The following is a 13015-nucleotide window of genomic DNA, read 5'->3' on the forward strand; positions in this document are numbered from 1 at the left end:
GGGCACATGGTGGTGCGGCGGTCAGCCGGCACGCCGCCGGCGCCGTGCCGGGCTGCTGAGTGCCGCTGGCGTTCGCAGTCGTTGCCGTCAGCGTTGCCGTCACTGCCGTCCGCGGTGACTGCGTCCGACCACCGCTTTAGGAGTTCATTCACAGCTACGTGCGTGCTGCCGCATTGCTACTCCAAGGGCTCAAGGAAGTCGCCCTGCTACTGCCAAGGTTCCGCCGCGTAACCTACGTTGCCGTCATCTTCTGCCGTCAGGAGGCGCAAAACACTGGCATCCCCAAGTAGGCGTGAGCGGTCGTAGAGCTCTAGCACGGTGGACTGGAAGCTGTCCTTCGTCCCCCCGGACGGCGTGGGACAGCCGCTGGAGGTACGCGGCTCGGTCCGGCTGGCATCCGGACGTCGCCTCGCCCGCCGTCCGGGACGCCGGCCGAAATACCGGCCGGGCACCCGGCCGCACCGGGAGGCGCGACAGGGTGCCACGGATGATGCCCGGCAGATCGGCCGGGCCAGCCTCACCCGTGGTAGAGCACTCGTACGACCAACGTGTCCGGCGTAAGGGCGTCGAGGTACTCGTTGAAGTAGCGGCGCAGCTCGGTGCCGGCGATGGCGAGCCAGCGCCCGTCGAGGGTCAGCAAGGCGTGCGTGGGGAGGGCCTCGTCTGCGGTCTCACGGACGTAGGCGTCGAGGTCGCCGCCCAGGTAGGCGGCCGGGTCGCCGCCCACCAGGTCCTCCAGTTCCGGGCGTTCCCTGAGTGCGGCCATGGCCGGCTGCGTGCTGAAGTCCTCCCGGGCGCGTGCCTGCGGGTATGCGTCGGGGTCGGCGACGTACCGGGCCCAGAAGTGGCTCATGGGACGCACGGGCGGGTACCCGGAGGCGAACTCCTGCCATTCCTCGAAGGCCCGCCCGGCCTTCGATGCCGCTCGGGCGCGCGGTGTTTCGAGGTCCAGCAGGCCGCGCGGCCCGCCGTCGCACAGGGAAGGCGGGACATCGCGCGGGTCCCCGGAGAGGGTCTCGGTCCCCCGGATCAGGCGCGGGTCGTCCTCGTGCCCCGGGACGACCGGGAATTCCCAGCCCCCGCCGTTGATGCGCCAGTAGTCCCACCAGGTCTCGACGACCGGCTCACCGGGGGCGAACTCGCGGTTGTAGTCGTACGGTGCCATGGCCGCGCCGATCGCGCGGGGCACGTCCCCCGGCTCGCACCGGGGGACGCACACGGTCACTCGTTCTTTCGCCATGGCCCTTGCGGCCCTCTCTTTGGTTTCTGTCTCATGCCACCGGCGGTGACGCAATCGGGCAGCCAGCCGCCTCAGCCGCGCCGGAAGTCCCGCTGACGGGGCCATTCGATGACCCTGGGACTGCGCCTCGCGTAGCTGGGGCGGACGAAGCCGGCCGGATTCGAACCGGCGTCCTCGCGATTTTGGAGACCGCGCGCGACTACCTCTGCGCTACGACTTCGCCCGGCTGGGATCCTAGTCGCGCCGGCCACGCGCGAGGGGTACGGGCTCTCCGTCAGGCCCCCGACAGGGAGTGTCTCATCAACGGCGGATCTGTTGATCATGGAGACACCAAGTGAGTTACTGGATGTGTTTGGGTTTCGGCGGTGCGGCGAGTGGGGCCCCCGTTCGAAGGACTTGCGGGAGCGTGCCGGGCGTCGCGACGGGGCGAACGTCGCCTGCCGCACCACTGGTCACCGTTGGTATTCGAGCAGCAAACCGGCGCCTGTCAGGGGCGTATCGAGCAAGCGGGGCCCGTCGATTCGGGGGTTCGTACTCCACGCCGAGGACACTGCGGCCGAGATGGATGGCCTCCACGAGGGTGGTGCCGATGACGCACATCGGGTCGAGCGCCAGGTCGCTGGGGCGGGTGTAGGCGGAGAGGGCGTGGGCGGCGATCCGCAGGAGCATCTTGGCGAGTGGGCGGCCGAGGGGCGCGTAGCCGGCTTTGCGCTGCGCCGGGCGGAGGCGGGAACAGCGCAGGGTCTCCCTACTTCGGGCGAAAGTCTTGACGCTCCGCAAGCGCGGTGAGAACGTTCTCCCACCCCCTCGGAGAGAACGTTCTCTCTCTGGAGGAGGTGGTGATGCACGTGTCATCACTTCGGATGCATGTGTCATCGCTTCGCCTGTGGTGCGGCTACCGGGAGATTCCCCGGCCGACACCCACTGCCGGGTGCGGCCCCCTTCGGCCCTCGTCGGCATCTGTCCCACCTGCCCTCTCGTCCGGGCCGATCAGTCGGATCCGGACCTCAGCACACGCGCGAGTGTCCCGGCACGCATGGAGGAGTTATGGGGAAGGCCCGTTCAGCGAAAAGTGGGGTTGCCGCGGTGGCTGTGCTGCTGCTCGCGGTGACCGGCTGCGGTTCCGGGGGGAGGTCTGGCGGGGCGGGCTCTGCCGGGCAGGCGCAAGGGGTCGGCCAAGCCGGCGTACTGAAGATCGGTACCTCGAACAACATGAAGCCCTACGCGTACGAGGAAAACGGCAAGCTGACCGGCTTCGAGGTCGATCTCATCTCGGCAGCCGCGCGGAAGCTCAAGCTCGAGCCGCAGATCGTGTCGCTGGACTTTTCCGGGCTGCTGCCGGCGGTCAGCAACCGGCAGTTCGACGTGGCCGCCGCGGCGATCGGCATCACCGCGCCGCGCAAGAAGATGGTTGACTTCTCCGACGGCTATCTCGCCGGCTACTTCGGCGTCCTCACCAGGCCGAACAGCGGGATCACCTCCTCTGTCGCGAGTGTGAAGGGCAAGCGGATCGCGGTACTGCAAGGTTCCATCGAGGACGCCAACGCCAGCACGTTCCTGCCGGGCGCGAACATCGTCCGGTTCCCCGATGACAACTCCGCCGACCTGGCGCTGAAGAACAACCGGGTCGCCGGATTCTTCAACGACTTCGAGCCGAACCTCGCCATCGTCAAGAAGTACGCGGACCTGCATCTGAAGCAGCCGATCACCCTCCCGGCCACCGCCTTTCCCGCCGGATGGGCGGTGCGCAAGGGCAACACGAAGCTGGCCGGCCGGCTCAACGGCGCGCTGAAGCAGCTGGTCGGCGATGGCACCTGGCTGAAGCTGTACAAGAAGTACTTCCCGCAGGACCCGGTGCCCACCGGCAGCCAGCTGCCCCCGTACACCGCCAAGGGATAGCCATGAACGCCTTCCTGCACAACTTCTTCGACTGGCAACTGATCGGCCAGGTGCTGCCGGATCTGCTCACCTACGGGCTGCGCAACACCCTGGTCCTCGCGGTGACCTCCGCGCTGCTGGGCAGCGTCATCGGCATGGTGCTGGCGATCATGGGTCTGTCGCATCGCTGGTGGCTGCGGCTGCCCGCCCGGATCTACACCGACCTCTTCAGGGGCCTGCCTGCGGCTTTGACCATCCTGATCGTCGGCGAGGGGGTGTTCTCGGCGCAGATCAGCTGGCTGACCTCGCCGTACCCGGTGGCCGTCCTGGCGATGAGCCTGATGTCCGGTGCGTACATCGGCGAGATCTTCCGCTCGGGCATCCAGAGCGTGGACAAGGGCCAGGGCGAGGCGTGCCGAGCCCTGGGACTCACCCACGGCCAGGCGCTGCGCCTGGTGGTGGTGCCTCAGGGCGTGCGCAAGGTCCTGCCCGCCATGGTCAACCAGTTCATCGCCATCATCAAGGACTCCAGCCTGGTGTACTTCCTGGGCCTGATCACCAGCCAGCGGGAGCTGTTCCGCATCGGTCAGGACGACGCGACGACGACCGGCAACCTCTCCCCGCTGCTGGCCACGGGTCTGTGCTACCTGCTGCTGACCGTCCCGCTGACCCACTTGGTCAACTACATCGACCGGCGGCTACGCGAAGGCTCCCGCCCGGCCCCGGCGGCCCCGGAGCCGTCCCTCGTCGATCCGAAAGAGGCGCTGGTATGACGACGCCGGATGTGACAGTCTCCCCCGACTCGCAGCGCTATGAGGGGGCGTCTCTGGAAGCCCGCGACGTGCGGATGAGGTTCGGGCCGGTCGAGGTCCTCCGTGGCGCGGATCTGCTCGCCCCGGCCGGCGAGGTGGTGTGCGTGATCGGCCCGTCCGGTTCGGGGAAGTCGACGCTGCTGCGCTGCCTGAACGGGCTGGAGACCCGCTCGGCGGGCCGGATCCTGCTGGGCGGCGAGGACACCTCGACGATGGACATCAACGTGCTGCGCCAGCGGGTCGGCATGGTCTTTCAGCACTTCAACCTGTTTCCGCACAAGACCGCGGCGCAGAACATCATGCTCGCGCTGCGGCATGTGAAGAAGATGTCCCAGGAGCAGGCGGAAGCGATTGCCCGGCAGCGATTGCGGGACGTGGGCCTGGCCGACCGCGCGGGACACCGTCCGGCCCAGCTGTCCGGCGGTCAGCAGCAGCGGGTCGCCATCGCGCGGGCCCTGGCCATGGAGCCGCAGGTGATGCTCTTCGACGAGGTCACCAGCGCCCTCGACCCGGAACTGGTCAAAGGTATCCTGCAGTTGATGGCAGGCTTGGCCCAGGGTGGCATGACCATGGTCGTTGTGACCCATGAGATGGGGTTCGCCCGAAAGGTCGCCGACACGGTGGTGTTCATGGACGCGGGGGTCGTGGTGGAATCCGGGCCGCCCGAGCAGATCTTCGACGCTCCCGCGTCGCCGCGGCTGAAGACCTTCTTGTCGCAGGTGCTGTGATGCCGGCCGGCACAGGAGCCACGCATGGGCGCAGGCGTCCGACGGTGGCCGACGTCGCCCGCGAGGCGGGCGTCTCGGTGGCAACGGCCGGCCGGGCGCTCGGCAACTACGGCCGGGTCGGGGACGACCTGCGCGAGCAGGTGCAAGCGGCCGCACAACGGCTCGGGTACTCACCCAACGCCGTGGCGCGCAGCATGCGCTCCGGTGGTACGCGCAGCATCGGCTTCGTCGGCGCCGACATCTCCAACCCCTACTTCGCCACCGCTATGCGCGGCATCTGCGACGTGGCTCGGGAGCAAGGCTACGAGCCGATCCTGGCCAACAGCGACGACCGGCTCGAGGTGGAGCGCGCCGCGGTCAACGTACTGCTGGACAAGCAGGTCGAGGGCATCGTCGTCGCGCCGACCTCGGTCACCGACGTCGCCCACCTCAAGCGGGCCCAGGAGCTGGGCGTGCCCATCGTCCTGCTCGACCGGCACATCGGAACGCTCGAAGCGGACAGCGTGGTGATCGACAACGAGGCGGCCGCCTACGAGGCAGTCTCGCACCTGCTCGGACTCGGCCACCGGCGGGTCGGTCTGCTCGCATGCGTCGACCCCGCGGAAAGCCCGGAACTGGTAGCGCGGACCGGCGACGGACGACTTACGGTACGGGGCGCGGCCCGCCCCTCCATCGACCGCATCCGGGGCTACCTGGCAGCCCTGGACGACCACCAGGCGACCTCTTCGGCCGAGCTGATCCAGTGCACACCGCTCAGCGACGCGGTGGAGGCCCAGCGGAAGGCGGAGGCCCTGCTGGTACAGCCGCAGCCGCCCACGGCCGTCTTCGCCACCGACAACGTCACCACACAGGGCCTGTTCATGGCGGCACGTCGGCGCGGACTGACGATCCCCGCAGACATCTCCCTGGTCGGCTTCGACGACCTGGACTGGACGACGCTCGTTGCCCCGCCGCTCACCGTGGTGGCCCAGCCACCGCTGGAGATGGGCCGCGCCGCCGCGGCGCGGCTCTTCGAGCGGATCAAGGGCGACGACGGCCCAACCGAGCGGATCGTCCTGCCAACCGAGCTGATGGTCCGCTCCAGCACCGCCGAGCGCGCCCCGGCGTGCTGAAGCACCCCGTCTGATCCACCAGACCCGAATCCGCGGCCGATTCACCGCACCCGAATCTTCGGCCGGAGCACCTTCGAGGCACCGCAGCCGACTTACGGCAAGCGCTGCGCCCACACGGGCTCCCCGGCCGTGCCCGCCACCGGAACATCGAGAGGTTTTCCATGCGTACTTCCCTTTCCCGGCCCCGCGTCGCCGTCCTGGGCGGCGGCGTCATCGGGATGGCGACCGCGACGCAACTCGCCCGCCGCGGAGCACAGGTCGTCCTGGTCACCGAGGCCGAACTGGCCGACGGGGCATCGGGCCGCTCTCTGTCCTGGCTCAACTCCTTCGGCGGCATGCGCTCCGAGGCCTACCACCACCTGCGGTTCCTGGGGATGGACCGGTACCGCACGTTCGCCACCCGGAATCCGTCCTTCGACTGCCTGAGGTTCGACGGCGGACTGACCTGGGCGGCGCCGGGTGAGGAGTCGCACCGCGTGGCGTTCGAGCACATGCGGCGCAACGGCTACGACGCCGTGTGGCTGGCCCGCGACGAGGTCGCACAGTGGGCGCCGGGCGTGAACCCGGCCGCGGTCCCCGACGAGGGTGCCATCTTCAACCCCGGCGAGGGCTGGGTGGACCTGGTCGCACTCGTCCAGCACCTGGCCGGTGAGTTCACCGCGGCCGGCGGCCTGATCCTCGCTGGTGGCGGCGCTGCCGGCGTGGTGGTCGAGGGTGGCCGGGCGGTCGCCGTGCGCACGGGCGCGGGGGAGCGGATCGACGTCGACGCGGTCCTGCTGGCGACAGGTGCCGACGTGCCGAACATGGTGCGCCCGTTCGGGGTGGAGATCCCGGATGCGACGCCCACGGCACTGCTGGTACGCACCAAGCCGGTCGACACGACCCTGCGCGCCACCCTGAACACCCCGCGTGTGGCATTGCGGCCCGCCCCGGGCGGGGCACTGGTGATGGACTCCGATGCCTCGGCGGCCGAGGTGATCGACCACGCGGACGGCAGCTACGAGGTCAAGGACTCCACCGTCGAGCAGTTGCTGCGCGAGGCGACGGCGGTACTGGCCGGCAACCCGCGGCTGGAACTGGACACCTACGGTGTGGGCCGCAAGCCGATCCCCGGCGACGGCGATCCGGTCCTCGGCGAACTCGACGAGGTCCCCGGCTTGTTCATCGCCTTCACGCACAGCGGAGCGACCCTCGCCCTCATCGCCGGCGAGCTGCTGGCCGACGAGATCATCACCGGCGAGCGCAGCCCGCTGCTGGCAGCGTTCCGGCCCGGCCGCTTCCGTTGACTCCGGCCGCCACGGAAACGGGACCACAAATGATCACGCCCGTACGCATCGGTCTGGTCGGTTACGGCTTCGGCGGCCGGTACTTCCATGCGCCGCTGATCGCCTCCGCGCAGGACTGCGCATTCCTCGGTGTGGTCACCACCTCACCCGAGCGCCGTGCCCAGGCGGCCCGTGACCTGGACCGGCCGACGTACGCCTCGCTCGAGGAACTGGCCCGGGCCGGCGCCGAGGCGGTCGCGATCTCCACGCCGGCGGCCACCCACGTGACGTTGGCGCAGGAGGCGCTGAAGCTGGGCCTGGCGGTGGTCTGCGACAAGCCGTTCGCGCTTGACGCGGAGTCGGCACGGGAGACCGCGCAGCTGGCGGACCGGCTCGGCGTTCCGCTGACCGTCTACCAGAACCGGCGCTGGGACTCCGACTTCCGCACTCTGCGCCGGCTGATCGACCGGGGAAGGCTGGGCACGCTGGCCCGGTTCGAGTCGCGGTTCGAACGGTTCGAGCCCGAGCCGGGCCCACCCGCCGCGGGCGGCGGCACCCTGCTCGACTTCGGGCGTCGGCGGCGAGCTGGGGCTGGAGACGGGCCCAGGTGTCGGCGGCGAAGGCACGCCGGACGACGACGTCTTCGTCGCGCTGACGCACCACAGCGGCGTGCAGTCGCACCTGTGGGGAAGTTGGCGACAGGGCGCCCCGGGTCCACGCTTCCGGGCGGCCGGCACGTCGGGCACCTTCATCGTCGACGGGATGGACGGGCAGGAGGCGCTGCTGCTCGCAGGTACCTCCCCGGCCTCGGAGGGCGACCGCTGGGGGGTCGAGCCCGAGGACCGCTGGGGACAGGTGCTCCGCGGAGCGCACGCCGAGCCCGTGCCCTCCGCCCGCGGTGCGTGGGACCTGTTCTACCCCGCCTTCGCCGCGGCGGTCCGCGGCACCGGTGCGGTGCCCGTCGATCCGTGGGACGCGGTGGCCACCGCCACCGTTCTGGACGCCGCCCGCGCCAGCGCCCGCAGTGGCCGAACCGTGCGCCTGCCCTGACCCCCGCACCTACCCCTCTCCACCCGGCGAAGGAGTCCTGCCCGTGCGTGTGAACGACCCCGTCCTGCAGCCGCTGCGGATCAACAACCTGACGCTCAAGAACCGGATCTACAGCACCGGGCACGCGCCGTCCGGCTATCTGCAGGACGGCGCGCCGGGTCTGCGGTACGAGCTGTACCACGAGGAGAAGGCCAAGGGCGGCATCGCCCTGACGATCATCGGAGGTTCGAGCAACGTCGCGGCGGACTCCGCGAACGTCTTCGATCAAATCAATGCCGGAGACGACGCCATCCTGCCGTTCTACCGCTCCATCTCCGAGCGGGTGCACCGGCACGGTGCAGCCATCATGATCCAGCTGACCCACATGGGCCGCCGCTCGAAGTGGGACATCGGCCAGTGGCTGCCCGCTCTCGGTCCCTCCCCGGTGCGCGAGCGGGCACACCGCAGCTTTCCCAAGGAGATCGAGCACTTCGACATCGACCGAATCGTCAAGGCCTACGGCGCGGCCGCCCGCAGGGCGCGGGAGGGCGGCCTGGACGGCATCGAGATCGCCGCCATGGCCGGCCATCTGATCGACCAGTTCTGGTCGCCGCGCACCAACCACCGCACCGACGAGTTCGGCGGCACTCTGGAGAACCGGCTGCGCTTCGGCCACATGGTGCTCGAGGAGGTCCGCAAAGAGGTCGGTGACGACTTCGTCGTCGGGATGCGCGTCCCCGGCGACGAGGGCACGGCAGAGGGCCTCGCACCCACCGACTGCGTCGGCATCGCCACGGCGATGGCCGGCACCGGCAAGCTCGACTTCCTGTCCGTCATCTACGGCTCCGGCAACACCGACCGTGAACTGGCCGACGTCATCCCGGTCTACGGCCGACCGCTGGGCGCCCACCTCCCGGTGGCGGCCGCGATCCGCAAGGAGATCGGCATCCCGGTCTTCCACGCCGGCCGCATCGCCGACCTGCCCACCGCCCGGCACGCCATCGACGGCGGCTACGCCGACATGGTCGGCATGACGCGGGCGCACATCGCCGACCCGCACATCGTTGCCAAACTCCTCGCCGGACAGGAGGAGCGCATCCGTCCCTGCGTCGGCGCCACCTACTGCGCCTCCCGGGTCGAGACCTTCTGCCTGCACAACCCCGCGACCGGCCGGGAAGCGGTGATCCCGCAACTGGTCGGCCCAGCAGCCCGCACCAAGCGGGTGGTCGTGATCGGCGGCGGCCCGGCGGGACTGGAGGCCGCCCGCGTCTGCGCGGCACGTGGGCACCACGTGACGCTGCTCGAAGCCGCCGACCGGCTCGGCGGCCAGATGATCCTCGCCGCCCGGACCCCAAGGCACGCAGAGAAAGCGGGCATCGTCCACTGGCTGGCCCAGGAGACGAAGCACCTGGGAGTGACGGTACGGCTGAACTGCCTCGCCGAGCCCGCCGACGTCCTCGCCCTGCAGCCCGACATCGTGATAGTGGCGACCGGGGGGCTCCCGAACACTGCCGTACTCACGACCGGTGAGGAGCTGGTCGCCTCGACCTGGGACGTGCTGAGCCGGATGCCCCGGCCCGGCACCAAGATACTGATCTTCGATGACCACGGCGGGGAACAGGCGCTGACCGCCGCCGAGCGGCTCGCCGCCACGGGCGTGCAGGTGGAGATCGTGACCCCCGACCGGCATGTCGGCGCGGACGTCACTGGCACGATCTACCCGGACTACCTGCGCACCCTGTATGCCCACGGTGCGGTGCTGACTCCGGACCACGTCCTGCGCACTGTCAGGCGCGAGGGCAGCGCACTGGTGGCCACGCTGGCCAACGCCTACACCGACGCGATGTGCGAGCGAACCGTGGACCAGGTCGTCGTCGAACACGGCACCACCCCCGCCGACGACCTGTACCACCAGCTGCGGGTGAGCTCCCGTAACCTTGGCCAGACCGATCCGGCCGCCTTGGTCACGGGCCGGCCACAAGTCCAGGTGACCAATCAGGACGGCACCTACCAGCTGTTCCGCATCGGTGATGCGGTTGCCCACCGCAACGTCCATGCCGCGATCCTCGACGCTCGCAGACTGTGCATGGCCATGTGAGGTCGGCCTCGAGGTCTTGCCGTGGCGGGAGACTTGTGGACCCCGGTGATTTCGATGGTCGGTGTGGCTGTCGGTGGTGCGTTGACGTACCTGACCCAGCGCACGACGCAACGGGCAGCTGACCGGGCTGAAGAACAAAGGCGGGCTGCGGCGCAGGCGGAGGAGCGACGTGCTGCCCATCGACCCCGTCCGCACCCGCGTCCAGCACCTCAACATCCAGGCCGCCACCCTCGACGACCTGGCCCGCAGCTACGAGCGCGGAACTCTCCTACTACGCCCGCACACCCTCGGGCTTCGAGTGGGAGGTCGCCTGGAACCCCGTCGTCATCGACGAGACCACCTGGGAACCCAGCACCCACCAGGGCATCAGCATCTGGGGACACACCCCGGTCGGCCAGACCATCGTCGACAAGCTCACCCAGTTCGGCCTCGGCGCCCGCTCCCTCACCCGCCCCGCGAGAACCGTGCCCGCCCTCAGCGGCACGGGCGTCCCCGACGAATGACACAACCCTCACAGCGGTGAGCCCCGGCCCGAACGGCCGGGGCTCACCGCTGTTGTGCCATCTGAAATCAGGCCGCTGCCTCCGCGCGGGCGACCAGGTCGAGGGCGATGTCGGTGATCATGTCCTCCTGTCCGCCGACCATGCCCCGCCGCCCGACCTCGACCAGGATGCTGCGGGTGTCGAGGCCGTACCGGTGCGCGACGGTCTCGGCGTGGCGCAGGAAGCTGGAGTACACGCCCGCATAGCCGAGGCTCAGCGGCGCCTGGACGCGGCCGACCATCTCCTCGACGGACGCGGTGACGGCCTCGGTAGCGCAGTCGGAGACCAGGCAGTGCACGGTGTCCCGCATGATCAGCGGGGGCTCGGCCGGGTTGAGGATGATGATTGCTTTGCCACGCCGCGCGCCGCCGACTTGCTCGATGGCGGAGGAGGTGGTTTCGGTGAACTCGTCGATGTTGACCCGGGTGCCGGGGCCGGCGGAGCGGGAGGCGATGGAGGCGACGATCTCGCCGTAGTGCACGGGGGTGACCGCGTTCACGGCGGCGACGATCGGGATCGTGGCCTGGCCGCCGCAGGTGACCCTGTTGACGTTAGGCGCGCCGAGATGGGCGTCGCCGTTGACCGGCGGGACGACGTACGGGCCGAGCGCGGCGGGGGTGAGGTCGATGAGGGTACGGCCCAGTGGGCGGAGCACCTGATCGTGGTGGCGGTGGGCGCCGGCGGAGGTGGCCTCGAAGACGATCTCGACGTCGGCGAACTCGTCCAGCGCGACGAGTCCTTCGATGCCCTCGTGCGTGGTGGCGACCTTCAGACGCCGGGCGCGGGCCAGGCCGTCTGAGTCCGGGTGGATCCCGGCCATCGCGGCGACCTCCAGGCTCTCCGACAGCCGCAGGACCTTGATCAGGAGATCGGTGCCGATGTTGCCGGAGCCGATGACGGCGACCTTGGTGCTCACCGCTTCTCTCCTTCCGTGGCGAACGCGACCCGTACGGCGCCCAGGCCCGAGATGTGCGCCTCGAACACGTCGCCGGGGGAGGCGGGGGTCATCGGTCCCAGGGCGCCGGTGAGCACGAGGTCTCCGGCGCGCAGTGGATCGCCGCGCTCGGCGAGTGCGCAGGCCAGCCAGACTGCCGCGTTGAGGGGGCTGCCGAGGCAGTCGGCGCCGGCGCCCTTGGAGACGGTCTCGCCGTTGCGGGTCATGGTCATGGTGACCGTGCGGACGTCCACGGCCGTGAGGGGAACGGGGCGGAGCCCAGGACGTACAGTCCGCAGGAGGCGTTGTCGGCGACCGTGTCGACGAGGGAGATGTCCCACCCGCGCACACGGCTGTCGACGATCTCCAGCGCGGGCAGTGCGAAGTCGACCGCGCGCAGCACGTCCACGACCGTGCACTCACGGTGTGGCAGATCGCGGCCGAGGACGAGCGCGACCTCCGCCTCCACCTTGGGCTGCAGCAGCCGCCCCAGGGTCACCTCTCCGTCGTCCGGTACAGCCATGTCGGCGAAGAGCGCGCCGAAGTCGGGCTGACCGACACCGAGTGTTGCAGACGGCGCATGGACGGCTGCCCGACGCTCAGCCGGAGTTCTCGCAGCTGCCGCACAAAATCTGATGGAGTGTCAGGTATCATCCGGGACGTCATTCCCCCCGTGTCGCCGGCTTTTTCCGTTGTGAGCCTGTGTCACCTGGTCAGTGGATGACTGCGGCTCTCTCTGGTGCCCGGCTCGCCATGCCCTTGCCGAAGCCGCGCGCTGCCAGCCCGAAGAGCAGGCCACCGAGAATGAACCAGGGGTTCCATAAGGCGAGCGTCCAGAACTTCTGCGCCGCACTGACCTCGCCGACGGCGGACACCCCGGCGATGAGCAGCGCCTCGACAAGAAGCCCCCGGACGAGCAGCAGTACACAGATCGCGACGCCGAGCCACCGGAGCACACGCCACCGGTGCCCATGCACACCGCGCCGCTGGAGCCCGATTGCCACCGCGGCGCCGACCAGGCACATGAGGCCGACTCCCCAGAGGCCGCCGGCCACGAACCAGGCCGGTCGTTCGGACGCGAGACGCTTACCGGACGAGACGTCCAGTCCCACTTGGCCACCGAGGGCCCAGAAGAAATGTAAACCAGCGAAAGCTGCCGCCCAACCGGCAGCAAGGTACCCATAGCAGCGCGACGAAACGAACCGCAACTCGAAACCCCCGTTTTGCAACCGCATCGCAGCACCCTGCGACACTGCCGAATCTTTCCCGGTAGTATCAGCAGAGGCAAGTACCTATTTCCGGTACGGCAATCAACTGCTCGCGATGCGCGTCATGTTGAATAGCAAACCAGGTAGGAAACTTCTCGTCCCGTCGGCA

The 13015-nt window shown here is 69.6% G+C and carries 10 protein-coding genes, 1 tRNA gene and 3 pseudogenes; 9 read left to right on the plus strand and 5 right to left on the minus strand.

The window, feature by feature from the left end:
* Positions 1–517: 517 nt before the first annotated feature.
* Together ACQPXS_RS37745 and ACQPXS_RS37750 are read right to left on the minus strand one after the other, a co-directional pair.
* A complete protein-coding gene (locus tag ACQPXS_RS37745; protein WP_433453939.1) occupies positions 518–1240 on the minus strand; it encodes a hypothetical protein in 723 nt (240 codons plus the stop codon).
* Positions 1241–1385: 145 nt separating this feature from the next.
* A tRNA-Trp gene (locus tag ACQPXS_RS37750) sits at positions 1386–1460 on the minus strand.
* An 827-nt stretch (positions 1461–2287) separates the two neighbouring features.
* Here ACQPXS_RS37750 and ACQPXS_RS37755 point away from each other — a divergent pair.
* The 9 genes and pseudogenes from ACQPXS_RS37755 to ACQPXS_RS37795 form a co-directional block, all read left to right on the plus strand.
* Complete coding sequence (locus ACQPXS_RS37755) at positions 2288–3139, plus strand: ABC transporter substrate-binding protein (protein WP_433453940.1); 852 nt, start codon at positions 2288–2290, stop codon at positions 3137–3139.
* Positions 3140–3141: 2 nt separating this feature from the next.
* Positions 3142–3891: an amino acid ABC transporter permease gene (locus tag ACQPXS_RS37760; RefSeq protein ID WP_433453941.1), complete on the plus strand. Its 750-nt coding sequence runs from the start codon at positions 3142–3144 to the stop codon at positions 3889–3891.
* Positions 3888–4658 carry an amino acid ABC transporter ATP-binding protein gene (locus ACQPXS_RS37765; protein WP_433453942.1) on the plus strand — a complete coding sequence of 257 codons (771 nt, stop codon included), beginning with the start codon at positions 3888–3890 and terminating at the stop codon, positions 4656–4658. Before ACQPXS_RS37760 ends, ACQPXS_RS37765 begins: the two co-directional genes overlap by 4 nt.
* 44 nt (positions 4659–4702) lie before the next feature.
* Complete coding sequence (locus tag ACQPXS_RS37770; RefSeq protein ID WP_433453943.1) at positions 4703–5770, plus strand: LacI family DNA-binding transcriptional regulator; 1068 nt, start codon at positions 4703–4705, stop codon at positions 5768–5770.
* Between the two features lie 161 nt (positions 5771–5931).
* Positions 5932–7056: an NAD(P)/FAD-dependent oxidoreductase gene (locus ACQPXS_RS37775; RefSeq protein WP_433453944.1), complete on the plus strand. Its 1125-nt coding sequence runs from the start codon at positions 5932–5934 to the stop codon at positions 7054–7056.
* 29 nt (positions 7057–7085) lie between these two features.
* Positions 7086–7391 (plus strand): annotated as a pseudogene (locus tag ACQPXS_RS37780) (Gfo/Idh/MocA family protein); the annotation flags it as partial.
* Between the two features lie 313 nt (positions 7392–7704).
* Positions 7705–8085 carry a Gfo/Idh/MocA family oxidoreductase gene (locus ACQPXS_RS37785; RefSeq protein ID WP_433453945.1) on the plus strand — a complete coding sequence of 127 codons (381 nt, stop codon included), beginning with the start codon at positions 7705–7707 and terminating at the stop codon, positions 8083–8085.
* Between the two features lie 43 nt (positions 8086–8128).
* Positions 8129–10162: an FAD-dependent oxidoreductase gene (locus tag ACQPXS_RS37790; protein ID WP_433453946.1), complete on the plus strand. Its 2034-nt coding sequence runs from the start codon at positions 8129–8131 to the stop codon at positions 10160–10162.
* A gap of 172 nt (positions 10163–10334) precedes the next feature.
* Positions 10335–10665: pseudogene (locus tag ACQPXS_RS37795) on the plus strand (VOC family protein); the annotation flags it as partial.
* Positions 10666–10732: 67 nt separating this feature from the next.
* On the opposite strand, the gene ACQPXS_RS37800 reads toward ACQPXS_RS37795, so the two are convergent.
* The 3 genes and pseudogenes from ACQPXS_RS37800 to ACQPXS_RS37810 form a co-directional block, all read right to left on the minus strand.
* Complete coding sequence (locus tag ACQPXS_RS37800) at positions 10733–11620, minus strand: acetaldehyde dehydrogenase (acetylating) (protein ID WP_433453947.1); 888 nt, start codon at positions 11618–11620, stop codon at positions 10733–10735.
* Positions 11617–12206, minus strand: a pseudogene (locus ACQPXS_RS37805) (fumarylacetoacetate hydrolase family protein); the annotation flags it as partial. The pseudogene ACQPXS_RS37805 and the gene ACQPXS_RS37800, both read right to left, overlap by 4 nt.
* A 145-nt stretch (positions 12207–12351) precedes the next feature.
* Complete coding sequence (locus ACQPXS_RS37810; protein ID WP_433453948.1) at positions 12352–12873, minus strand: DUF3995 domain-containing protein; 522 nt, start codon at positions 12871–12873, stop codon at positions 12352–12354.
* Positions 12874–13015 lie beyond the last annotated feature (142 nt).

Source organism: Streptomyces sp. CA-142005 (assembly GCF_050942335.1).
Classification (GTDB): domain Bacteria; phylum Actinomycetota; class Actinomycetes; order Streptomycetales; family Streptomycetaceae; genus Streptomyces.